The sequence below is a fragment of the Aquimarina mycalae genome (assembly GCF_029906345.1).
GTDB lineage: Bacteria > Bacteroidota > Bacteroidia > Flavobacteriales > Flavobacteriaceae > Aquimarina.
Map to the genome: position 1 here is coordinate 233383 of NZ_JARYGY010000003.1, position 25529 is coordinate 258911.

General features: G+C 31.8%; 23 protein-coding genes. 7 read left to right on the forward strand and 16 right to left on the reverse strand.

The annotated features are described in order from the left end of the window. Positions 1 to 70: 70 nt before the first annotated feature. From QBK95_RS08805 to QBK95_RS08825, 5 genes are all read right to left on the reverse strand, one after another. Complete coding sequence (locus tag QBK95_RS08805; RefSeq protein ID WP_280932713.1) at positions 71 to 5272, reverse strand: hypothetical protein; 5202 nt, start codon at positions 5270 to 5272, stop codon at positions 71 to 73. A gap of 4 nt (positions 5273 to 5276) precedes the next feature. Further along, positions 5277 to 5912, reverse strand: a complete 636-nt coding sequence (locus QBK95_RS08810) for a hypothetical protein (protein ID WP_280932715.1) — start codon at positions 5910 to 5912, stop codon at positions 5277 to 5279. Then, on the reverse strand, positions 5902 to 6435 hold the full coding sequence (locus QBK95_RS08815) for an OmpH/Skp family outer membrane protein (protein ID WP_280932717.1): 534 nt from the start codon (positions 6433 to 6435) through the stop codon (positions 5902 to 5904). Before QBK95_RS08815 ends, QBK95_RS08810 begins: the two co-directional genes overlap by 11 nt. 130 nt (positions 6436 to 6565) lie before the next feature. Then, positions 6566 to 9328 (reverse strand): CHAT domain-containing protein, encoded by a 2763-nt coding sequence (locus QBK95_RS08820; RefSeq protein ID WP_280932719.1) that lies wholly within the window; start codon positions 9326 to 9328, stop codon positions 6566 to 6568. Further along, a complete protein-coding gene (locus QBK95_RS08825; RefSeq protein WP_280932721.1) occupies positions 9328 to 9723 on the reverse strand; it encodes a hypothetical protein in 396 nt (131 codons plus the stop codon). Before QBK95_RS08825 ends, QBK95_RS08820 begins: the two co-directional genes overlap by 1 nt. Positions 9724 to 9857: 134 nt before the next feature. On the opposite strand from QBK95_RS08825, the gene QBK95_RS08830 reads away from it, so the two are divergent. Both QBK95_RS08830 and QBK95_RS08835 read left to right on the forward strand, forming a co-directional pair. Continuing rightward, positions 9858 to 10400 (forward strand): RNA polymerase sigma factor, encoded by a 543-nt coding sequence (locus QBK95_RS08830; RefSeq protein ID WP_280932723.1) that lies wholly within the window; start codon positions 9858 to 9860, stop codon positions 10398 to 10400. Then, on the forward strand, positions 10397 to 11197 hold the full coding sequence (locus tag QBK95_RS08835) for a tetratricopeptide repeat protein (RefSeq protein WP_280932726.1): 801 nt from the start codon (positions 10397 to 10399) through the stop codon (positions 11195 to 11197). The genes QBK95_RS08830 and QBK95_RS08835 overlap by 4 nt, the downstream gene beginning before the upstream one ends. Before the next feature lie 83 nt (positions 11198 to 11280). On the opposite strand, the gene sucD is transcribed toward QBK95_RS08835, so the two are convergent. The 8 genes from sucD to QBK95_RS08875 form a co-directional block, all read right to left on the reverse strand. Beyond that, on the reverse strand, positions 11281 to 12153 hold the full coding sequence (sucD, locus tag QBK95_RS08840; RefSeq protein WP_280932728.1) for a succinate--CoA ligase subunit alpha: 873 nt from the start codon (positions 12151 to 12153) through the stop codon (positions 11281 to 11283). Between the two features lie 165 nt (positions 12154 to 12318). Beyond that, a complete protein-coding gene (locus tag QBK95_RS08845; RefSeq protein WP_280932730.1) occupies positions 12319 to 12726 on the reverse strand; it encodes a nuclear transport factor 2 family protein in 408 nt (135 codons plus the stop codon). After that, positions 12719 to 13657, reverse strand: a complete 939-nt coding sequence (locus QBK95_RS08850; protein WP_280932732.1) for a UDP-3-O-(3-hydroxymyristoyl)glucosamine N-acyltransferase — start codon at positions 13655 to 13657, stop codon at positions 12719 to 12721. The genes QBK95_RS08845 and QBK95_RS08850 overlap by 8 nt, the downstream gene beginning before the upstream one ends. A 31-nt stretch (positions 13658 to 13688) precedes the next feature. Beyond that, complete coding sequence (gene efp, locus QBK95_RS08855; protein WP_280932734.1) at positions 13689 to 14255, reverse strand: elongation factor P; 567 nt, start codon at positions 14253 to 14255, stop codon at positions 13689 to 13691. A 46-nt stretch (positions 14256 to 14301) separates the two neighbouring features. Continuing rightward, positions 14302 to 15084: an acyl-ACP--UDP-N-acetylglucosamine O-acyltransferase gene (gene lpxA / locus QBK95_RS08860; protein ID WP_280932736.1), complete on the reverse strand. Its 783-nt coding sequence runs from the start codon at positions 15082 to 15084 to the stop codon at positions 14302 to 14304. Positions 15085 to 15140: 56 nt separating this feature from the next. Beyond that, positions 15141 to 16544 carry a bifunctional UDP-3-O-[3-hydroxymyristoyl] N-acetylglucosamine deacetylase/3-hydroxyacyl-ACP dehydratase gene (locus QBK95_RS08865; RefSeq protein ID WP_280932739.1) on the reverse strand — a complete coding sequence of 468 codons (1404 nt, stop codon included), beginning with the start codon at positions 16542 to 16544 and terminating at the stop codon, positions 15141 to 15143. Next, positions 16537 to 17565, reverse strand: coding sequence for a UDP-3-O-(3-hydroxymyristoyl)glucosamine N-acyltransferase (gene lpxD / locus QBK95_RS08870; RefSeq protein WP_280932741.1), 1029 nt, complete (start codon positions 17563 to 17565; stop codon positions 16537 to 16539). Before lpxD ends, QBK95_RS08865 begins: the two co-directional genes overlap by 8 nt. Positions 17566 to 17590: 25 nt before the next feature. Beyond that, the gene (locus QBK95_RS08875) at positions 17591 to 18820 is read right to left on the reverse strand and encodes an HD domain-containing protein (RefSeq protein WP_280932744.1); all 1230 of its coding nucleotides are present in this window, start codon (positions 18818 to 18820) and stop codon (positions 17591 to 17593) included. Positions 18821 to 19063: 243 nt separating this feature from the next. Between QBK95_RS08875 and porX the strand changes: the two genes are divergently transcribed. The 5 genes from porX (at position 19064) to QBK95_RS08900 (ending at position 23848) form a co-directional block, all read left to right on the forward strand. Next, entirely contained in the window at positions 19064 to 20614 is a 1551-nt protein-coding gene (gene porX, locus QBK95_RS08880; RefSeq protein WP_280932747.1) for a T9SS response regulator signal transducer PorX, read from the forward strand. Between the two features lie 93 nt (positions 20615 to 20707). Then, positions 20708 to 21112, forward strand: a complete 405-nt coding sequence (tsaE, locus tag QBK95_RS08885) for a tRNA (adenosine(37)-N6)-threonylcarbamoyltransferase complex ATPase subunit type 1 TsaE (RefSeq protein ID WP_280932750.1) — start codon at positions 20708 to 20710, stop codon at positions 21110 to 21112. A gap of 262 nt (positions 21113 to 21374) precedes the next feature. Beyond that, on the forward strand, positions 21375 to 21566 hold the full coding sequence (locus QBK95_RS08890) for a hypothetical protein (protein WP_280932752.1): 192 nt from the start codon (positions 21375 to 21377) through the stop codon (positions 21564 to 21566). 582 nt (positions 21567 to 22148) lie between these two features. Next, positions 22149 to 23348: an alanine dehydrogenase gene (locus QBK95_RS08895; RefSeq protein WP_280932754.1), complete on the forward strand. Its 1200-nt coding sequence runs from the start codon at positions 22149 to 22151 to the stop codon at positions 23346 to 23348. A 125-nt stretch (positions 23349 to 23473) separates the two neighbouring features. Beyond that, positions 23474 to 23848: a hypothetical protein gene (locus tag QBK95_RS08900; protein WP_280932756.1), complete on the forward strand. Its 375-nt coding sequence runs from the start codon at positions 23474 to 23476 to the stop codon at positions 23846 to 23848. Here QBK95_RS08900 and QBK95_RS08905 read toward each other — a convergent pair. From QBK95_RS08905 to QBK95_RS08915, 3 genes are all read right to left on the reverse strand, one after another. Then, on the reverse strand, positions 23845 to 24369 hold the full coding sequence (locus QBK95_RS08905) for a GNAT family N-acetyltransferase (protein ID WP_280932759.1): 525 nt from the start codon (positions 24367 to 24369) through the stop codon (positions 23845 to 23847). The genes QBK95_RS08900 and QBK95_RS08905 overlap by 4 nt on opposite strands. An 89-nt stretch (positions 24370 to 24458) precedes the next feature. Then, complete coding sequence (locus QBK95_RS08910) at positions 24459 to 24749, reverse strand: DUF1272 domain-containing protein (RefSeq protein ID WP_280932761.1); 291 nt, start codon at positions 24747 to 24749, stop codon at positions 24459 to 24461. Positions 24750 to 24863: 114 nt separating this feature from the next. After that, a complete protein-coding gene (locus QBK95_RS08915) occupies positions 24864 to 25526 on the reverse strand; it encodes a pyridoxamine 5'-phosphate oxidase family protein (protein ID WP_280932762.1) in 663 nt (220 codons plus the stop codon). Between the last annotated feature and the right edge of the window lie 3 nt (positions 25527 to 25529).

The following is a 25529-nucleotide window of genomic DNA, read 5'->3' on the forward strand; positions in this document are numbered from 1 at the left end:
ACATTGTTAATTTTGTATTTTGAGAGATTGTAATGGTTATCCCTAAGAGGTTATTGATCCTATTATAATTTTAGTTACTATCATTATAATTGTATTTATATTGATTAATTAACTTGAAACCACCATTAGTTCCTGGCATATCTGTTTTTACTTCTTTATACTGTTTACTTAACCTACCAGCATTATCGTATTCATATTTTACTGCCATATTATTAGCATCCAATATATATGTTAATTCATCTGTATATTGATCATACACATAGGTGTTAACACTAGCATATACTGGATGTATCCTAAAATCATCTATATTTATTTGAACTCCTTTATATTGCTCTGAAAGCGTCAAATACAGTGTGTTATCCGAGCCATCCAAAAACTCATAATGATTAAATTGATACCATCTTCCAGCTTGTACGATTTCTCCGTTAAACGCTATTAATTTTCCATTAATATTGAGCCTCATCATGGTTGCTGCTCTAAGAGAATTAGCCCAAACAGAAATCTTATAATTATCTTTAGCGTATTCATCAGATCGCATTCTGGTTTTAAAGCCTTTATCGCCTGCTCCTATTCTTAAAGAAAACTGTCCTGTATGTGCATCACTTTCATCTCTTAAGTTTGCTCCTTCAATACCTTGATCTAGATACTCACCATCAATATTGTATTCTGCTCCAGAAGCATATAATTCTGTATAACTAGCATTACCACTGGTAACTACTAAAGTGTTATTTTTTGCCATTTTAGAGGATACATAATTGCCGTTGATATCTTTGTTTTCCAAAGGTGAAGACCAATGTGTATAACGTGTTGTTTCTGACACATTATTCCATTTTTGATCTGTAGGAGTTCCTATTGCCCAATCGAAATAGTTGTTGTATTTATTAACATTTGTAACATAAGCACCAGTAGTTTCATCAATATCATCTTTCCATACAAAAGACTTGTGCTTACGCCATACATCATTTAACTGTGTTTCATTTCCTTTATAATCGATATAGTTCCAGGAATTATTCCAAGTTGTTATATTGGCATTGAGCGTTTTCCAAGCCGCTGAAGATCCAGATCCATTATAAGACCAATAACTCAAATTCATTGTTTCCTGAGTTAACATATGTTTATTAGTTGGATCATCTACTTTAGAACCCATTTCTGGATATTTGGTATAGGCTGGTACTTGTTCTGTTTTTATGAATGAACCATCTGCTAATTGCGATTTCACAGTAAGAAAGCCTCCTGTTTTTGGGTCTATATTGCTATATTCTTCAGTTTGCTTAATCCCATTTTGAATTTGTATCGACCTTTTATGAACTACAGGGTATATTATTTTAGAAGAAGAATTAATTAATCTTTTTCTAAGAACTCTTCCTTCGCTTTCAACACATTCAACACTTGTTTCATATATAGGTGTATGCGAACTACCATGAATCGTATTCTTATAATAATTGTAAACCGATTTCATATTAAAAAACGATTCTTGAAGTACTCCTGGTTTTTCCATGGTACTATATTCTAGCTCTTCTAAATTTAAATATTCATTTAACTGCTTACTCATTATATGTCCTTCTTCATTAAAAACAGTTGTTTCTAGTGTATTACCAATAGAGGCTGTATTATCTTTGAGTAAAATTTGGTTGGATATGGTTTTTCTACCAGAATCAATGTAACTAGAATTATTTCCTGCATTATTGACGACTGAAGCTTTAAATATGTTATCAATTTCCATATTCTCATCAAAAATATTTAGAGCAGGTGTTAGAACATTAAAATGGTATTGCCTACTACTTATTACTCTATCATTAATATCAACATCTGATGCTGTAACATATTCGTAGGTAACTCTTGGAGCAGGTAACTCTGATTGATACGCTACATATTTTTCTGATCTAATAGGTGCATACGAAGTAATTCCTGATGTCCTATTTTTTATTGGATGATTATAATCATATTTTGTTTTATAGATATTGTTATTCTCGTCTATAGATGCTAAGGAAGCAACTCTTATTCCTCCTCCAGTTCCAGAACCAGGCACTCTATTTGCTAGTAGATTATAAACTACATTCCAACTATCTCCTCCACAACCACTTTCATCATGACATTGCCCTCTATCTTTAGCATGATATTCAATTGTCCCTGAAAAATAATCATGATGTTTGGCAAAAGCTCTTGATAAAACCTGATCCTTACCACTATCATCACCTACTACATCCCAATAGTTAAATTTAAAAACCAAACGATTAGTTTCTACTAAATGTGGAATATAGCCTTGTGGAGGGATATTAACTCTAAAAACATTAGTAACACATCCTTCGAATACTTTCCAATCTTCATCATGCGTACAGAACCAATAATCTAAATACACTTGCTCATTAGGGTCAAAATAATCGGTAAAATTAATATCATCTAAACTAGCATCGTTCCAATGATCTTTTTTAATTTCTAAAAGTAATGATCCTCCATCTTTGAATATTTTAAATTCTAATCCATTCGTCCAGTATCTTCTAGAAAATGCTTCTGTCCAATACTCATCTTCTTCATATTCTATTTGTATTTTTCCTCCGGTAGGAGCTGTAATTTGATTTAATGCCCATAATGAAGGGTTATTTCCATTAAAACCCCATGGATCCTTCTCACAACCTTCTACTTTCAAACATTGAGAATAGTTTACATCTTTACCTATGTAATCAAACTTATATCCAGGCATATAATCATACCCATTTCTTCCTAATGTCTTTACCTCATTTAATGTTAATCTACCTCGTTCTCCTTGATCGTTTACAAAATTAGAAGTAGAATTTAATGATTGTTGAGCGAGTTCATAAGAATGGTCAAATTTTATAATTTTCTCCGCTTTTTCGTATATCTGATATTTTTGGGTAGCAGAATTGACTAAGAAATCACCTGTATCAAGTATTTTACTCTGTTGGTTAATAGAATAATTTTTGTCAGCCATACTAGTCCAATTCACATAATGGGTTCCTTCTGTTGCAATAGAAGTATGTTGACTACTTTCATTTAAATAATTCTCATCATAATATTCATTACTAAGTAGAATTATTTCATTAAGCTTTAATGGCTTTTGAGTAACATAATTTACTGTTTTATCATTTTCATGACTAGGAAACCCTCTAGGATCACCTCCTACATTTTTACCTTTATTATCTTTTCTAATTGATTTAACAAATAAGGCAGTATGAGTTCTAGTAACGATTTTATCCAAATAAACTAACTGTTTCCTCCCCCAACTGTATTCTTTTGCCGTTTTATCCTTAGTTATTGATAGATCTATATAGCCATCATATGGATTTCTCCATACATATCCATCTGTCCATTTTCCGTAATCAAACCTCACCCAATATCCGTAATCACCTTCATCAGGATAACTTCTATTAACATCCTTTTTCACATAATCTGGACCTGTAATTGATGTTAGATACCAATGAGTTGCATAAGGCTCTTCTTTTCTTTTTTCATGATAGTATTCTCCATTATCAGCACAAAGAAAACATCCATTATCTTCACCATATTCATCATACACTTCCGAATTATTAATGTTTTTTGGGTATAGTTGTCTATAAAATTCTTCAAAATGATACACTGGTCTGGAATAATGATATGTTTTACCATCAGCTGTAGTAATTCTATATCCGCCTATACCATGATCTCTAAAACCTTCATCTTGGGTTCTATCATATCCTTTAGCCTCCAAAAAATTATTTTGAGATTTCAACACTTCTATTTGGGCATTCGTAAAAGTTTCAACAAAATTCCCCGATTGACTTCTGGTATTTATAGCATTATAGCTACTAGATATATAGCTCTCTAAGTTTGATGCATAATTTGATGTATTTATTTCTTGAGGAGATATGTTTAAATTCGCTGGAAATTGATTTTCAAAATAAAAATTAATCCCTCCAGAATTTGCACTACTCGTTCCAAATTGTTTTTTGAATTTATATGAAGAACTTGGATAATGAGAATTCACCAAAATCCTATCACTTCTATATGGTGTCCCCAATGCCTCAGGAGAAAGGTTTGGAACTCCATAACAATCCCACCAACCATTTGTTTGACCTCCTGTTGGTTCAAAACTATACTCAATATCATGACCTTCATTTACTATCATTCCACTTTCTAGCAAAAAAGGTTTAATTGAACCTGATAAACCTTGTGCATTTACTACATAATTATCATAAGCTGCATAGGTGAAATCATTTTTTTGTTTATCATATATATCCTCGAATGCTACAAAATCTTTTTCTAATTGAGGTAATTTTTGACTATATGAGTCCATAAAAATATCTCTATTTTGCTCATTAGCTATTTCATTCCCATAGCTTCCATCTGCTCCATTTATATATGTCATTTCTGAATAATATAAAGGACCGTAGACAAAATTATTCGATTTTTTATTAATTGTCATTGTAGTTTTACTGTAGCCTAGCGAACCTTTGAACCCTGCATAATAAGCGGACAATCCATACGAATGACTTTTCATTGTTCCTTGGCGTGATGAGCTTACTGAATGTGATTGACCTCCCATACTAAAACCAACACTAACATTTGATTTCCCTCTCCTTGAACTAAACGATATACCAATACTACCACTTCCAAAATCATCAGCAGCCGTTCCTTTAGCAAATGATCCACGAATACCTGCACTAACAAGTCCATCTGTTCCTAATTGAACGCCTATTCCAACTCTTCCTTTACCATAACCTAAACCAATAGAACCATTTAACCCTGAGTCATTCCCATAACTTGCGCCTAACCTCGCAGAGGCACTAGAGCTTTGAGACGAAACTCCTACTGAAGTTTCTCCTTTCATTGTTTTATTAGAATCTGCTGAATAACCAACAGAAAAATCCCAAGCTCCCCAACCTCCAGAAGAAGTAATACTTTGTGATGTATATTTAAAAAACTCTGTTTCTCTTATTTTTGCGTGTTTCCAATCATCAGGATAGCCCATTACATTTCTATTTATAGATCCAGGATTAATATTCCAACCTAAACCTATCCATGAAGCTTCTTGATCATATCCTATTCCTCCGTGATATGAGAGTGCTATTGGGTAACCTCCTTCTGGCGAAGGTATATTCAAAAGAGGTACAACATAACTAATATCTCCGCTAACTAAATCAATCATATCCATAGCATCAATAGGTTCAAACGCACCTGCCTCTGGAGCGTTTGGACCTTGTCCATACATGTTGATCGTACTAATTAATACAATAACTGTAAATACTATTTTATTAAACTTCTGTAATATTCCCATTAACCTAATTTTTAAATGATAATTGTGGTTCATTTTTTATAATATTGGTGTCAATTTTAAACTTGACTTCTCCCGTGTATAATCCTAAATCTTCTATCGTAAAACTTAAAGTTTCTTCTTTTAATTTATTCTCTTCTTTAGGGTAGATAAATAGTATGCTTGTACTCCTACTCATTCCGTACATACGTGGGTATACGAAATCTACCAGCGCAATTGTATCTTTACTTTGTGTATATAAATGCACTTTTTCATTCATCCCAAATGCTAGTTGATTAACCATAACTCCAAACTCGTTTCTATCTCCAGCTCTTTCATTAAGTAACTCCTGGTTATTTTTACTCATGCTTAAAATAAAATATAGGTGTTTGTTATATTTCTCTCTTAATATTTTGACTTTAGCATCTGTAATAAGATTTCCTATTTCTTGCTCTACCAAAAGATCCGTGGGTTTATAGGTCAGCTGAAAATCATAGCCATTAACCGTTTTACTTTGAGTAAATCCATTTTCTTCAATCATTATATAATCTAATAGTTCTTTTTCTGTAGTAAAGGTTTCACTATTGCAACCATATAAAAACACTCCGAGAAATAGTAATACCACTGATTTAACATAAATGATGATTCCCTTTTTATTTCCCATCAAAATCTGTATTTAAACCTTGTAAAACATCTTCTGTTAAATCTGATTCTTCTGAAGCATACATGACATTTCCAGCACCACTCGCCCCAAAAATGATCTTGTATCCATTTTTATTTCCGTATTCTTTTACATAGTCATTAATATCATTAATCACTGTTTGTGTAGATTTTTTATCCTCTTCTTGGATTTGTTTTTGAATAGCTTGTTGGTAATTATTAATCTGTTGTTGTTTGTTTGCTAATAATTGCTGTTTAAATTCTAATTCTTTTTTAGATAGTTTAGAACGTTCTTTTTCATAGGTTTTAATTTCGTTTTGCCAATCGGTCATTAAACTATCCACATTGGCATTCAGCGTTTTTGCTTTTTCTTCAAAAGCTGCTCGAACTATTTTTGTTCTATTATATCCATCTAATAACTTATTAACATCCACATACACTTGCTCTGAAGAAGATTGGAAATGAAAAAACGAGAAAATTCCGAAAGCTAATGCTAAGACAGAAATTGGTAATGACAACTTGTTCATAGTTATATTTTAAGGTAAATCATACTGTTATATATTATCTTTTGCAGAAGGTATTACTACTGCTTAAAAGACAACTTTTACTAATTATGCTGTCTTGTGACCATAATCAGTATTTTGTTACCCGAAAAAATTATCTTTTTTTGAAAGAAAGTATTAGAACACTGATAATCAGTATTAAAAGAAGAGGTAATATGATCCAATAAAAAGTATAATTGGACGGAAATAGTTTAGTTTCAGCATCACCAATCAATACAAATGTTGCCCAATAATGAGGTGAAGCATCTGATAAAGAAGAAGATTTTAGGTAGTTAATTTTGGCATTATGCAAAGCTTTGGATTTAGACTGCCCTTTAGCTAAATTACGGTAGAAACTTTCCATAATTTGCGTTGTGGATTTATCATTAGCATTCCACAATGAAGAAATTACGGTATTCGCTCCTGCATAAAAGAAACCTCTAGCTAAACTCATTACTCCTTCGCCTTTAGCAATTTCACCTAAAGAGGTATTACAAGCACTTAGCACCACTAATTCTGCTTGATTTTTGGATGTATATAGCTCATGATACTCCAGATTAGTGTCATGAAATGCTATCTGTAGATTATCCGTAAAATTAGCATGTGTTGCTAGATGAATTATGTTATAATCATCTGTTTTATTAAGGAAGTTGAATTTTGAGGCATTACTTTTACTAAAATTATTTCCAACAACGCTACGAGTGACACCTTCTATTTCTTTGTTACTATTAGCAATATCCTCTAAATCACTATGAGTAAAGGTTATTGGAGCAAAACTAACTACATCCTGAGAAGGTTTTCTCTCCACTTTAGCATTATGTTGCAAAAAGGACATTGAATACGCATAACTTATTTCGTTATTTTCTATCAAATATCGATTCGTCTTTTTATCTATTATTAAAGATTCAAATGGGATGTATTGTAATGAACCATCAGGAATTATAACTAAATGTTTTTGATCCAAACGAATAGAAATTTTATCCTTAGGTATCAATAAAGTATATAACCTGGAAGCAGTTTCGTTATAATTTAACTTATCCTCTTCAGTTTCAAATGGTTTAGATAATTGTTCCCTATAACGGACAATCAGTTTTTCTATAGCATCTATATTGCCTACTTTAATTACTTCTGTTTGGGTATTAGAAATTATAACAGCGTACAACATATTAAAAGAATCATCATTTAGATCCTTATTTGTTACATAGGATATAATGACACTGTTTTTATCCAAAGATTCCTGAACATCCTTTAAATCTTCTATCCTTATGATTTCTTTATTCTTAAAATAATCTGGAAACAAAATCTGTAAAGAATCTTCTAATCTTTGGTATTCTTGTTTTAGATCAAATCTTTTGTTTTCTAATAACCTACTACTGTCTATATGTTTTTGATTTGCAATATCATTTTCTAAATCTAGAATTTTCTTTTTAAGCTTACTATCTCGTTCTAATATCTTGACAGGCAATGGTAACTTATCTGTATTCTCCAGAATATCTTCTATCAAAAGTAATGCCTTCTTCTTTTCTGAAAAATAAAATGCATTTTCTTGATCCTTAAGAGTTTCACTAACAAGAATTCCTTTTAGATAAATTTCTGAAGCTTCTTTTCTCCAATATAATTTAGAGCCATCTTCTTCACTAACATCTATTAAAATATCAACTAATTTATCAGCTGATAACAAATTAGCAAGTGCCAATTCAAGATATTTAATGTTATATTCTTTCTGATGTAATTTTATAAGAACGGTAGCTTTCTGAATTAATGCTAATAAAATATTATATTGATTATCAGAGATTGTTAAATCATTTAGTTCTGGTAAAACTTCAATATTTTGATTCAAATCAGCACTTAGCATTAGTGTTTTATGAATATTATTAAGTGCTTTTAAATACTCTTTCTTGATTACATAATAATTACTTATATTATGAAAAACATCAGCTTTCTCATCATTATCAACACAATACCTTAGGGAGTTATTCAAAAAATAGAGCGCGCTATCCTTTTGAGTTTCAAATTTAGAATCCTTGTATAAATTACCCAAATTAGTATATGAAGCATTTACTATTGTAGAATCTTCGACCTCAATCGCCTCTTTTAAGTTTTTAAAATAATATTCTTTTGCCTTATCAAAATTAAACCTGGAATCTGTATTGTAATAATTTGCATATCCGTTATTCATTAGAAAATAGTTCCGTAATCCATAGAAAGAATAAGAGGTCGCCTCACTAAAAAGTCTATTAGTTTTATTTAAAATTTCAAACTGTAGATCCAAACTGTTTTCTGTATCAATTTCGCTTAAAACTTGGGAAAAAGCAATATATTTTCTTACCAAAAGTTGTTTTCTATCTAATTTTTCTAATAAAAAAATACCACGTGTATAATAATCTTTAGACTTAAAAAAATCTCCAAGATATCTATAATACTGCCCTATTTCGCAAAAAGATTTTGCAGTACTAAACTCATCCTCATTTATATTAATTACTTTTTTATGATTGACAAACGATTCTTCATAGAATCCTTCATTAGAATAAAAAAGTGCCAGATTATACAATGCTCCAGCATATTTATTATTTGTTATTCCTAGTTCTTCATATATCGCTATTTCTTGTTTTGAGTATTTAATAGCTTGTTGATAGTTATTACTTATATAATACTGTATAGAAAAATGATGAGCCATCTGTATTATTTTAGATGGCTCATCATTTTTATGATATTTAATTATTAGACTGTCGACTATTTTTCCTATTTCAGGCATACTCATAGTATCATTATCAAACAATGACAGATAGTATTCATACGCATCGTCTTGAGCATTGACAGATTGCCAATAACAAAAGAATAGTAAACAGATTAACAGTCTTCTAATATATCTCAACACTAATTTCCTTTATAATCCTCACAGTTATTATCAAAATAAGCTTTGGTTACTGGTTCATTATCGGATTGTGGATTTCGTTTAGGCTTTCCTTTGTTATACTTTATCAAATCAAAAATCCATGTTTCGACATCTTCAAACTCACATTGTTCTACATTCAATAACAGTCTAATATCTATATACTGTTGTCGTATCCTTTCTTTAGTTCTTTCATCGGTTCCTTTTGCATATACAATCAAGATTTCAATTGTTTTATCATCTTCTATTAAAGATCTATTCTTTTCTATTGTAACCTCATTAGCTACAACATCATTGGTAACTGGGTCAGTACTACAACCAACCATAAAAAACATTGTACAAATAATTGTAACTTTATTTACAAAAAACTGTCTATTCATTATCTTACTTCTTTAAATTAATTTAATTTCACCTTATTGGTTACCAAAATGTACTTTTTGTTACCCAGGCGAATATAAAAAAATTATTTTTGCTACGGATTTACAATCATTTAATGACGGAAAAAACGCAACACTTGACTAGCTTATTGAATAATGATACCAAAGGTATCATGAAAATATATTCTTTAGTCTTTCCTAGAGTTAGGAAATTTGTAATACAAAATAAAGGTATTCAGCAAGATGCAGAGGATATTTTTCAAAAAGCTTTGATACAAATCACCGTTAGATACCGAAAAGAAAAGTTTGAAATCAATACCAGTTTTGAAGCTTATTTATTCACCGCTTGCAAAAATTTATGGCGTAAAGAATTAAAAAAATCTAAAAACAGGGTAACAAATACAGAAATTATAGAACTAGTCCCTGAAGAGCGAGATATGGCATTAAGCATTTTAGAGCAAGAGAGATGGGAACTCTTTACAGAAAAGCTAGATCTAATCTCAGAAAACTGTAAAAAAGTATTAACCATGTTTTTTAATAATATCTCATATGGTGAAATTGTAAAAAAAATGGGATACAATTCGGAAACTGTGGCAAGACAGCGTGTTTTTAAATGTAAAGCAAGATTATCTGAATACATCAAAGATGATCATCGTTATAATCCGCTCAAAACATTATGAATATAGAAGAAGACATATTAATTCAAAATTTCCTCAATGGTAAGCTTTCTGAACAAGAAAGAAATGAAGTATTGTCGAAAATCGAAGAAAATCCTGATTTTAAGGAAAAAGTAAATTTTGAGAAGCAACTACATCTTAATTTAAATCATACGGATTGGAGTATTGGCAGCAACCATTCACTACCCGAAGTAAAAGAATATGAAGAATTGCTAAAAGATGCAACTACTCAAGAGTTAAAAAATACACTAAAAACAGTTAATTCGGATTATCAGAAAAAGCAAATTAAACAACCAAGATCTTGGTTGTTATATTCTGGTATTGCTGCGATCCTGTTACTAATTGGAGTTACTATATTTTCAACTTCTAACAATCTATCATCAGAGGAATTATATGCAAGCTATATTAATCATTCAGAACTTCCATCGCTGATAGATCGTGGTTCGACGGATCAAACAGTTTTGATAAATGCTCAAAAACTTTTTGAAGCAAAGCAATATGATCAGGCTTTAGATATCTTAACTAATGATATTGATAGTGTTCAACAAAATAAAGCAATCGTTTATTTGTATACAGGAATTTCGCAAATGGAATTGAATCAATTTGACCAAGCCGAAAACACCTTTAACAAACTAATTAACAGCAAGTTTATAGATGCTCCAAAAGGTATTTGGTTTAAAGCGTTATTACTTCTTAAACAAAATAAAATTAAGGATGCTAAAGATTTACTTATGCAAATCGCAAAATCTCCTAGCAATTATAAATCCAAAGAAGCATCAGAGCTTTTGGAACAATTATAAACTAAAAAATCCATGAACAAGTCATGGATTTTTTAATTTATTAAAATTAGTTATCTCTATTTTAAAAGATCTCTAATTCAATATTAGCCTAATACTTCGGCTACTTTTTTACCTATTTCTGCAGGAGAATCTACTACGTGAATTCCACATTCTCTCATAATTGCTTTCTTTGCTTCAGCAGTATCTTCACTACCACCAACAATTGCACCAGCATGTCCCATAGTACGTCCAGCAGGAGCAGTCTCTCCAGCAATAAATCCAACAACTGGTTTAGATGTTCCACTTTCTTTAATCCATCTTGCTGCATCTGCTTCTAACTGTCCACCGATCTCACCAATCATTACTACACAACTTGTTTCTGGATCATTGATTAATAATTCAACTGCTTCTTTTGTAGTGGTTCCGATTATTGGATCTCCACCAATTCCAATTGCAGTAGTGATTCCTAACCCTTGTTTTACAACTTGATCTGCTGCTTCATATGTTAGGGTACCTGATTTAGAAACAATACCTACATTCCCTTTTTTAAATACAAAACCTGGCATAATACCAACTTTTGCTTCTCCAGGAGTAATTACACCTGGGCAATTAGGTCCAATCAAACGGCAACCTTTATTTTTTATATAATCGGATGCTTTAATCATATCAGCAACAGGAATACCTTCAGTAATTGTAATAATAACTTTAATTCCTGCATCAGCAGCTTCCATGATTGCATCTGCTGCAAATGCCGGTGGAACAAAAATAATAGTAGTATCAGCTCCTACTTCTTTAACAGCATCTTCTACAGTATTAAAAACTGGTTTATCAAGGTGAGTTTGTCCACCTTTACCAGGAGTTACACCTCCAACAACATTGGTACCATACTCGATCATCTGACCAGCATGAAAAGTACCTTCGCTACCTGTAAACCCTTGTACTATAATTTTAGAATCCTTATTTACTAGAACACTCATTGCGTTATGATTTTTATATTTTTTTGCAGTCCCAAAAGTACGGTTTTGAATACTATAGTTAAAATGAAAAAACAAAAAAATATTATTTTTTGTTTTTTACTATTTTCATTGTACCAAGAACACGTGTTTTTGAGAGTTCAGCATATATTTTGATTATTAAATCTCTTATTTAGAAAGAAACGATTTTAAGTTTTCGGGAGTATTATCTCCTTGTTGACTAATCTGGTATCCTCTATATAGTTTATCATCTTTTAGCTCCCATATAGCTATAAAATGTGCAATAGCTTCTTCCTTATCAGGTCTTTCTATTGTTTTTGCTATATATGTATATCTAATGGTAACCATATCACCTTCTTCTAAAAGATGGCTAATTTCACATCTAAAGGTTTCAAAAGAGCTAGACATTTCTTTAAACATGCTCTTGATGTCTTGAAAACTCTTTTTGTTAAACCCAAAACTACTATTCCAATTTAGTTCTACTTCAGGATGTAAATAATCAGAAAAGGCTTCTATATTATGTATTAAATCCGTTTGATAGAAGGATTTAACGACGTCTTTTGCTGTTTTACTCATTATTCTTTAATTTTTCAATTATTTCAGGGATTTGCCGGATCGCGGCAATTTCTTTATACTTTTTTCTAAAATCATCTGCAGGAGTTCCAAAATAGCTTTTATTTCCTTCAAGAGATTTACTTATTCCAGATTGTGCGGAGATAACTGCTTTGGTTCCTATAGTAATCCCACTAGTTACTCCTACTTGTCCCCATAAAGTAACTTCATCTTCTATAACAACACAACCCGCAATTCCCACTTGCGAAGCTATTAAACATTTTTTTCCAATTACGGTGTCATGTCCAACATGTACTTGGTTATCTATTTTAGTACCTTCTTTTATTGTAGTATCTCCTGTAACACCTCTATCAATCGTACATAATGATCCTAAGTCTACGTGATCTTCTATCACTACTCTACCTCCAGAAATCAACTTATCAAATCCTTCTGGGCGTTTTTTATAATAAAAAGCATCTCCTCCTAGCACTGTTCCCGCATGTATAGTAACATTATTTCCTATAATGGCATTATCATATATACTCACATTTGCATGAATCAAACAGTTATCTCCAATTACCACATTATTACCTACAAAAGTACCTGGTTGAATTATCGTGTTTTTTCCAATTTTGGCAGTTTCCGATATTCTAACCGTTGCCTTTTCAAAGGGTTTAAAATATGTAGTAAGGGTATTGAAATCTCTGAAAGGGTCATCAGAAATCAGCAGTGCTTTTCCTTCAGGACAATCAACTTTTTTATTGATCAATATTACAGTAGCTTCACTTTCTAAGGCTTTATCATAATATTTTGGATGATCAACGAAGACAATATCTCCAGGAGTAACCACATGAATTTCGTTCATTCCTAAGACAGGAAAATCAGGACTACCAATAAATTCGGAAGATATTATTGTAGCTATTTGCTTTAAGGTGTGTTTTTGAGGAAATTTCATTATTTAAAAATTCAGAAAATTTACTTCTGAATTATTCTTTAATACGTTCTTTATATGTACCCTTTTCAGTTTCCACTTTGATTTTATCACCTTCGTTAATAAAAAGTGGAACCATTACCTCTGCTCCTGTTTCTACCACTGCAGGTTTTGTTGCATTTGTAGCTGTATTTCCCTTTACTCCAGGCTCTGTCGAAGTTACTTCAAGAATTACACTAGCTGGCATTTCTACAGAAAGTGGCATCTGATCCTCAGAGTTTATGATCACTGTAACAACCTCTCCTTCTTTTAATAATTCTGGAGCGTCTAATGTAGATTTCTCTAAAGTTATTTGATTATAATCTTCTGTATTCATAAAATGATGTGTATCACCTTCTGCATACAAAAACTGAAATTTATGCGTCTCTACTCTTACATCATCAATTTTATGACCTGCAGAAAATGTATTATCAATCACTTTCCCTGTAGTAACACTTTTTAATTTTGTACGCACAAAAGCAGGACCTTTTCCTGGTTTTACATGTAAAAACTCTATAATCTTATATATATCGTGATTGTACTTAATACACAATCCATTTCTAATATCACTTGTACTTGCCATTGTTGTTTTTATTACTTATTCCTATTCGTATAATTCTCTATTACTATTAATTAGAGAAATATCCTTTCATTATACCTCTTTGAGAATTTTTAATAAATTCTAAAACTTCATCTCGTTCTGGAGTAGCTTCCATTTCTGCTTCTATAATTGCCACAGCCTGAGAGTTATTATAATTACTTTGGTATAATATTCTATAAATTGACTGTATCTCTCTTATTTTTTCAGTACTAAAACCTCTTCTTCGTAATCCAATTGAATTAATACCTACATATGAAAGAGGTTCACGAGCTGCTTTAGCATATGGTGGTACATCTTTACGCACTAAAGAACCTCCTGTAACAAAAGCATGATTACCGATACTACAAAACTGTTGTACCGCTGCCATACCAGCCAAAACTACATAATCACCAACATTAATATGACCTGCTAATGTACTGTTATTAGAAAATATACAGTGGTCACCCACAATACAATCATGAGCAATATGGCAATATGCCATTATCCAGCAATTCTTACCTATTTTAGTTTTCATTCTATCGGTAGTACCTCTATTTATGGTAACACATTCACGAATTGTTGTGTTATCACCTATTTCGGTAGTAGTATCTTCATCATTAAACTTTTTATCCTGCGGAACTGCAGATATAACTGCTCCAGGAAAAATACTGCAATTTTTACCAATACGAGCACCTTCCATAATAGTAACATTAGAACCTATCCAGGTTCCTTCTCCAATGACTACATTATTATGAATCGTAGTAAAGGGTTCTATAACTACATTTTTTGCGATCTTTGCGCCAGGATGAACGTATGCTAAAGGCTGATTCATTGATTTTATTTTGATATTTCTAGATACAATATAGTATTATATGGTATTCTAAATAATTATTTTGATTTTACAATTTGCGCCATAAGTTCTGCTTCGGTAACTAATTTTCCATTAGCATACGCGAAAGCCTGCATATGACAAATCCCTCTTCTTATAGGTGTAAGTAGCTCTAATTTAAATATTAGTGTATCCCCAGGCAGCACTTGTTGTTTAAATTTCACCTTATCTATTTTCATAAAATAGGTCAAATAGTTTTCTGGATCTGGTACTGTACTTAATGCTAAAATACCTCCTGTCTGTGCCATTGCTTCTACCTGCATTACTCCAGGCATTACAGGAGCACCTGGAAAGTGTCCCACAAAAAATGGCTCATTCATGGTCACATTTTTCATTCCAACTACATGACTGTCAGACATTTCTAAAATCCTATCAATCAATAAAAACGGTGGTCTATGCGGAAGCATAGTCATGATTTTATTAATATCCATTAAAGGCTCTTTATTTAAATCAAATTGCGGAACCTTATTTCGTTTTTCAATTTTTATAATTTTAGAAAGTTTTTTTGCAAACTGGGTATTTACATAATGCCCAGGTTTATTTGCAATAATTTTCCCTCTAATTCGCGTACCGATAAGGGCAAGATCTCCTATTACGTCCAACAATTTATGTCGTGCTGCTTCATTAGGATAATGAAGTGTAAGGTTATCTAATATTCCATTAGGTTTTATAGCTATAGATTCTTTACCAAAGGCTACCTTTAACTTTTCCATTGTACCAGGACTTAACTCCTTATCTACATATACGATAGCATTGTTTAAGTCTCCTCCTTTAATTAAACCGTGCTCTAATAGCATTTCTAGTTCATGTAAGAAACTAAAAGTTCTAGCATCGGCAATTTCTTCTTTAAACTCTGAAAGATGTTTTAAAGATGCATTTTGCGTTCCTAATACCTTGGTACCAAAATCTACCATAGTAGTTACCTGATACTCATCAGATGGCATTACTATAATTTCGCTTCCAGACTCCTCATCAGTATAAGAAATCACATCTTTTACGATATATTCGTCTCTTTCTACTTCTTGTTCTACAATTCCTGCTTCTTCTAAGGCTTGTATAAAAAACTTACTAGAACCATCCATAATTGGTGGTTCTGAAGCATTAAGTTCTATTAAAAGGTTATCTATTTCTAGACCTACACAAGCAGCAAGTACATGTTCTGAAGTTTGAATACTAACACCATTCTTTTCTAGATTGGTACCTCTCTGTGTATTCACCACATAATTAGCATCTGCCTCAATAATTGGGCTTCCTTCTAAATCCACACGACAAAAAGCATATCCATGATTCTCTGGAGCTGGTTTAAAAGTTAAAATAACTTCTTTTCCTGTATGAAGTCCTACTCCTTTGAGTTCAACTTCTTTTTGTATGGTCCTTTGTTTATTTGCAACGGCATTACTCATTGTCATTTATCTTTTTCTCAAGTTTGTATACTCTATCTACAATTTTGGGTAAATTTTTAAAATGTACGTAAGATTTGTTATAATCTGAATATCCTAGTGCTGGAGAACCTTGAATCGCTTCTCCATCTTTTATATTCCTTCCTATACCAGATTGCGCCTGGATTCTTACTCCATTACCAATAACAAGGTGCCCTGCAATACCAACTTGTCCACCAATCAAACAATGTTTTCCTATTTTGGTTGATCCTGCTATACCAGTTTGTGCCGCAATTGCTGTATGTTCTCCTATTTCTACATTATGTGCTATCTGAATCTGATTATCCAGCTTCACTCCTTTACGAATCACTGTAGATCCTAAAGTTGCTCTATCGATGGTAGTTCCAGCTCCAACATCTACATTGGATTCTATAATAACATTTCCTGTTTGTGGTACTTTACTATATTCTCCTTTTTCATTAGGGGTAAAACCAAATCCATCTGCACCGACAATGGCGCCACTATGAATAACACAATTATCCCCAATAATGGATTCAGAATATATTTTGGCTCCTGCAAAAACTACAACATCATCTCCTATTGTTACATTATCCCCTATATAAACATTCGGGTAAATCTTTGCATTTCTACCAATACTTACATTATCGCCTAAATAAGAAAATGCACCTAAGTACATATTTTCTCCATATTTGGCTGTGTCAGAAATAAAACTTGGTTGTTCTATACCCGTTTTATTCATCTTAACCATATTGTAATAATCCAATAACTGAGAGAATGCTTTATACGCATCATCAACCCTTATCAGTGTTGTCTTAATATCAGACTCAGCTTCAAACTTTTTATCCACAATAGTAATGGATGCATCAGTAGAATAGATATATGGAGTATATTTGGGATTAGACAAGAATGTTAGTGAACCTTTAGTTCCTTCTTCTATCTTTGCTAGTTTTGATACTTCTACGGTTTCATCTCCTTCGATTTCACCATTCAAAATACCTGCAATCTGTGTGGCTGTAAAAATCATTAGCAACAAAAGTATAAAAAATGTGTTAATCTTTATGCTTTGGATAACATATAAAATATTTAGTTACTGGTTTTGACAACGCCTTCAAATTGAATTGATCCGTAGCACTCACAATATCAACTATTTTCCTCGATTTATACAAAATGTTTATATTCTGTTTATTTTGGTGATATGCTTGATTAGAAATGGTCCCAGTAAAAACAAAATAGCTTGCCTCTTGATCAGAAATATCATATTTCTGTTTAAATTCATCAATATGCTTATTTATTTTATCTGTGCTAAAAACTTTCTTCTTTATCTTTATTCGTAACAAATCTCTATTAATAATCATAGAGCAAAGGTTACGTAATACAAAATCTTCTGATGTTGCCCAATCTTTCATGGCCGATACGATATCGTAATCATCCAAATTAGAAAACGTATTCAACACATCTTCTGTAAAATTATCTGCTGAAATCTTATTTTCTAAAAAGAACTTCAACGCTTTGCTTGCTTGCAATTCAAATCCTTGTTCTACTAATTCTTTAGCTCTTTTAAGCACTCTAATTAATAGATTTTCTGCAACCAGACTCGTTTTATGCAAGTATACCTGCCAATACATAAGACGTCTTGCTAATAAAAATTTTTCTACAGAATAGATTCCTTTCTCTTCAATTACCAACTCATCATTAACAACGTTAAGCATGGTAATCAAACGTTCACTATTTATATTTCCTTCTGCTACACCAGTATAAAAACTATCTCTTTTCAAGTAATCTAACCGATCCATATCCAATTGTCCAGAAATTAACTGATGAAGGAAGTTACGATGATACTCGCCCTTGAAAATTTGAATCGCAAGCGTTAAACTACCGTTAAATTCTTCATTAATCTTCTCCATAAACATAAGCGATATGGACTCATGACTTACTTCATTTACAATGCTATGTTCCATAGCATGAGAAAAAGGTCCGTGACCAATATCATGCAACAAAATGGCAATACACAATGCATCTTCTTCTTCTAAAGAAACACTAACTCCTTTAAAACGAAGCACTCGTATAGCATTTTGCATCAAGTGCATACATCCCAGCGCATGATGAAATCTAGTATGATGTGCGCCTGGATAAACTAAATAAGAAAGTCCCATCTGAGATATTCTTCGTAGTCTTTGAAAATATCTATGCTCAATAAGATCAAAAATTAGTTCATTGGGTATGGTAATAAAACCGTAAATTGGATCGTTTAATATTTTAAGCTTATTTCTTTTTTTCAAGTTTACTCTACTTTTATAAACAAATATATATGTATGGATTCAGAATTACGAATTAAGGAATACGAATTATCAAATAACACGTTTATTTTATAATTAAAATTGTAATTATTAAAAGAAAGAAGAGTCAATTAAATAGATATTGTTATTTGACTTTAACTTACAACTAAAAATTAAATGCTATATATTGCATTTAAACAATATTAAACATAGGCATCTTAATAATAGATAAAAAAATAGCGCACGATGAGCAGTATAAAAATACTTTGGGTGGACGATGAAATTGATTTATTAAAACCACACATATTATTTCTAGAAAAGAAAAATTATGAAGTTACTAAATGCCAAAGTGGTACAGAAGCTTTAGAAACATTAGAAGAAAAGAATTTTGATATTGTTTTTCTTGATGAGAACATGCCAGGACTTTCGGGTATTGAAACTTTATCAGAGATTAAAGAAAAAAATGATAGTCTTCCTGTAGTTATGATCACCAAAAGTGAGGAAGAGTATATTATGGAAGAGGCTATCGGGAGTAAAATTGCCGATTACCTAATAAAGCCTGTTAATCCAAATCAAATTTTACTAAGCCTTAAGAAGAATCTGGATCATTCTAGATTGATTTCAGAAAAAACAACTTCCAATTATCAGCAAGAATTTAGAAAAATAGCAATGGATATGGCTATGGTAAATTCTTATGAAGAATGGGTAGATTTATATCAAAAATTAGTGTATTGGGAAATACAGTTGGAAGACATTGAAGATTCAGGTATGTTCGAAATTCTGGAATCTCAAAAAGTAGAAGCAAATTCTCAATTTTGTAAATATATTGACAAAAATTATCCAGATTGGTTTAATGGAGATGAAGACGCACCAATTATGTCTCATACATTATTTAAAGAAAAAGTAGTTCCTGAAATTAGTAAAGAGCAACCTACCCTATTTATTGTAATAGATAATCTAAGGTACGATCAATGGAAAGCCTTTGAGCCTATTGTAAACAATTATTACAAAAAAGAAGAAGAACTATCGTATTGCAGTATCCTACCAACGGCAACACAATATGCACGTAATGCTATTTTCTCTGGGCTTATGCCTGCAGATATGAAAAAAAGACATCCTGATCTTTGGTTGGACGATACAGACGAAGGTGGTAAGAATATGAATGAAAATGAGTTTCTCACCGCTCAATTACAACGATTAGGTCTAGACATTAAGCATGAATATTACAAAATAACGAATGAAAGATCTGGTAAAACACTTGCGGCAAATTTTAAAGGATTAAAGGATAATGACCTAACTGTAGTAGTTTATAATTTTGTAGATATGCTATCTCATAGCAAAACAGAAATGGAAGTAATCAAAGAATTAGCTTCTAATGACAAATCATACAGATCATTAACTCAGAGTTGGTTTAAAAACTCTCCTTTGTTAGAAATGATACAACAAGCTCAACAAATGGGCTTTAAACTATTAATTACGACAGATCACGGAACAATTAATGTAAAAAACCCGTCAAAAGTAATTGGTGATAAGAACACAAGTTTAAACTTGCGTTATAAAACAGGTAAAAGTTTAACGTATGAAAACCGAGAAGTACTGGCAGCTACCAATCCAAAGTCTATTCATCTTCCTTCTATAAACATGAGTAGTTCTTTTATATTTGCTAAAGGAGATTATTTCTTTGCTTATCCTAATAACTATAATCATTATGTAAGTTATTATAGAAACACATATCAACATGGAGGTGTTTCTCTAGAAGAAATGATTATACCTTTTGCAGTATTGAAGCCAAGATAATCGAAGTAACATCAACAGCACGTATTGCACTAAATAAGAGCAATACATGCTGTTATCATAATGTCCCCGATTATATTAAAACAATATACCTTCGTGAAAATAATATATACTTTAGAAGAACTTTCGCAAGCTGCTCAACAGATCATTACTAACGCAGCACACAAAATAATACTCTTTGATGCAGCAATGGGAGTTGGTAAAACTACATTAATCAAAGAAATCTGTACACAACTAGGCGTACAGGATGTGATATCCAGTCCAACCTACTCACTCGTGAATGAATATAAGGGAAAACAAGAAACTATATTTCATTTTGATTTCTATAGAATACAGGATGAAGAAGAAGCCTATGATATTGGATTTGAAGAATACTTAGATACCAATGCCTGGATATTCATAGAATGGCCAGAAAAAATAGCGAACTTATTACCAGAAAACACTGTTAAAATTAAAATTGACCTACTAGACGACGGTAAAAGAGTACTTTTATTAAGGTGAAATTATGTTAAAAAAGCGATTTTAGTAAATTTTAACAATTTTACTCTTTTTCTTACAACTATATTAGACTATTTTTATTATTGTTTTTTACTTGTACTTAATCAGCAAAAACATGTGTTTTAACAGAAACAGCATATCTAGTTTACTTTTTTGTAGTAGAAAAAAAGCTGCCTTACAGCTTGCAAAATTACAATTTTTTTGAATTGAACAACTGTTATAATTTCATCTATGTTTGGGTCGTAACTAATTAAACCCTATAAAAATGAAAATTACAACAACTATCTTTTTAAGCTTTTTCTTTGCATTAGGAACCTACATCATTACAGATGCAGATGGCAATAACAACACACAAATCAATACTCCAACCACACAAAATGACGACATCGGAAACAAAGGAAAAAAATCAGCCGCTTTCGGAAAAAAAGCACCACTCAAAATACCTACGAAAAAGTAGTTTTATAGCTCTCGCAATAGCGATAATACCTTTTTTATTTTATACAACAGATATTTTCCCAGATGGTGCCATCTGGGAAAATTCTTTTTTCACCTATAAGAGTATCTATTTTGAAAGTGTAAGAACTTTTGCTTGGATGATTATGAGTAAACTAATTCCTCTTATTTTACTTTTAATTTGGTTTTTAACATGTCGACATTGGTGGTATTTAGTTTTATTAATACCTATATCGATGTATTTTTTTCAATTAATATCACTTATAAATGATGACATAGAATATTACGACGAAAATGAAATTTATCTTGTAGTCCCGATTATCATATTAATTCTTGGAATCTTATATAAGATTCGAACAAAAATTTTCGATAAAATTCATGGTATAGATTTATCTGAATTAAGTACATTCAAAAAATCAAACAAAAAATCTTGGTGGAATCGCTTTCGCTAGTGATTTGTTGAATATTTAGACAAGAAGGTTATTAACTTTTATCTTCTTACAAACTACACCAATCAGATACTCTATGACTAAATTTGCATACTATCCTTTTTTATTCGTAATTTGAGATACCGAATATCGCACAAATGAACAAACCAACCTCTCCTTTTACAAAAGAGCAATTACTGCCACAAGAAGAAATGATCGAAGTGGCTCGAAAAAAAGGAAAACTTTTTATCGGTATCCCAAAAGAAACCAGCTATCAGGAAAAACGAGTGTGCCTTACTCCAGATGCTGTTGCGGCGTTGACAGCTCATGGACACCGTGTTATGATCGAAGTTAATGCAGGGCTTGGAGCAAGTTTTACAGATCGTGATTATAGTGAAGCTGGAGCAGAAATTACGAATGATGCGACAAAAGTATTTGGATGTCCTATTATACTTAAAGTAGAACCACCTTCTATAGAAGAATTAGCGCATATCAATCCACAAACCGTGTTGATCTCTGCCCTACAACTAAAAACGCAATCCAAAGAGTACTTTCAGGAATTGGCAAAAAAGAGGATTACTGCCTTAGGCTTTGAATTTATCCGTGATGCTGATGGTGCATATCCCGCAGTGCGTGCTTTAAGTGAAATTGCTGGTACCGCAGCAGTGTTAATCGCCTCAGAGCTTATGAGTAATGCTACTATAGGTTCTGGATTGATGATGGGTAATATTAGTGGTGTTCCACCTGCAGAAGTAGTAATTATTGGTGCTGGGACTGTAGGAGAGTTTGCTGCTCGATCTGCTATCGGATTAGGTGCTAATGTAAAAGTGTTTGATAATTCTATAACCAAATTAAGATGCATACAAACTAATATAGGACGACCTTTATACACCTCTACCATACAGCCTAAAAATTTACTAAAAGCTTTACGTCGATGCGATGCTGTAATTGGTGCCGTTAGAGGTAAGAATCGTTCTCCAATTATTGTATCAGAAACCATGGTAGAAGGTATGAAAAGTGGTTCGATTATTATTGATGTAAGTATCGATATGGGTGGTTGTTTTGAAACTAGCGAAGTTACATCTCATGACCATCCAACCTTCGAGAAACACGGAGTAATACATTATTGCGTACCTAATATCCCATCAAGATATGCTAAAACATCTTCATTATCTATCAGTAACATTTTCACCCCATATTTGATGCAGATTGGTGAAGAAGGTGGTATTGAAAATGCTGTGCGTTTTGATCGTGGATTAAAGAATGGGTTATATTTCTATCACGGTATCCTAACCAGTAAATCTATTGCGGATTGGTTTGACTTATCCTATCGGGATATTAATTTATTAATCCTTTAAAGAGTATAAAAACCTTGTTTTCAAGCTAAAGAATTGCACTTTATTTAAGCTTCGAAATTTTGCTGTTATCAAACTCCTAAACTCATAAACTTTATTTACTTTTGAGCTCAGAATTTTTATAAGGCATGAAACTAGCGCATCGACTGGGATTTTACTTTTTTGGTTTTATTATTGGATTGTTTTTACTCTTCTTTTTCTTAGGTGGTAAAAAAGCTTCTTGCGACTATACTCCTACCGCCAGAGTCTTAAAGAACATACGATTAAAGGATCGATCATTTTCTGAAGAAGTTTTAACTGCAATGCATAATTACAGCATAGATACTGCAGATATTTCTAATATATTAACATCTGGAAGCGTAGATTTTGGAAAAAGTAATACGAAGTTAGATTCTTGTAACACCTATTTTATAGAAGGAGAAGCCAAAGAAAAAACAATTGGGTTAACAATTGCTAATTGTGATTCTATTGCAAAGGTAAATAGTTTGGAAATAATTAATTAATGTATTTTTTTGGACATTACCCAAAACTCAAAATTCTCTTTACCAATACTAAAAGGATGTTCTCCTATGATTTGGTAGTCATTTCTCTTATAAAAAACTACTGCTTTTTCATTAGACTTTAGAACAGACAGCCAGATAAATTCAATTCCACTAGTTTTAACCTTATCAAAAATATGTTCTTGTAATTGAGCTCCTATCCCCATAGATAAATATTCCTTGAGCATATAGATTTTTTGGAGTTTACATACTTTCTTGGATGAAATAAACTCTGAAGGTGAATTCAATTGTATTTTTGCATATCCAACAGCCACATCTCCATAATATACAATCCAATATACATTATCCGATTTAACCATACTGGTATGTAATTTTTCGATTGAAAATGTTGTCTCCAAATACCCTGTAAGATCATTTCTATCTCTGAATAAGTGTCCAAAAGATTGATCAAAAGTTTTCTTTCCTAAAAAAGAAATATCACTCGCTTCTTGAACTCCTGCTATTCGTATAGTAATATCATTCATACACAATTTATTAAATCAATCACAAAAAAATTAAAACCCTTAGACAGAAAGTTATAAAAAACATCTTCAATCTTAATTACAAGATCCCACTATCGTTCTCTAGGGCTTATATTTCTGTATGTATCCATCAATTCTTTAAACACTTTTTCATCAACAGGTTTATGGATTGTTTTGGTACTTAGAGGATATTTTGATAATAAATGAGAAGGTCTAGTAGGCCTTTTTGTAAAACCTCCTCCACAATTAGGACATACATTATGCAAAATAGTATCTACACAATCTTTACAAAATGTACACTCAAAAGTACATATCATAGCTTCCTTACTATCATTAGGCAAAGGGATATTACAATTTTCGCAAGTGGGTCTTATTTCTAACATAATAGTGTAATAGTAGTTTTAAATTAAAAAAATCAGAAAATATCTCAAAAGACAAAAACCAACTCTTAATCTGTTGAAGACTATCTTAGAACAATGTATAAAAAACTTTGACAATTATACCTTATTTCTTTTTACATACTTTATTACCGCATCAGGAACGCTAACACCTTCCAGCAAATCATGTTCGGCAATAGGATCGCTTGCTACTTGCTTAATAGGGATTACTCCTGCCCAAATCGGTAAATCATGATCTTCTTTTTCATCTACAACACCTTCAGCTCTTATTTTAGCAGACGCAGTATCAATCTTAATTGCCATTACCAAGGTCGCATTAAACTCTTTTTTATTAGGTTGTCTAATATTATCCCAATGTCCAGGAACCATATGATCAAGTATACAAGCTAATGCATCCATTTTTTCTTTAGGATCATCTACTTTACGTACTTTACCAAAAATGGTTACAGATCGATAATTAGCAGAATGATGAAAAGCAGATCGGGCTAAAACTAAACCATCAAGATGGGTAACTGAAATACTAATTTCACCAGTTTTTAATAAGCTAGTCATCATTCTGTTTTTTAATGATCCATGGATATAGATTGTATCCTCTTTTCTACCATATGCAGTAGGAATCACAACTACTTTATCTTGCCAGAGATACCCAATATGACATAAAAAAGCATCATCTAAAATCGTATTAATTTCGTTTACATTATAATTCGCTCTTTTAGAACCTCTAACTACTTTATTAAGATTTTCGATTGGATATTCTGACATTAC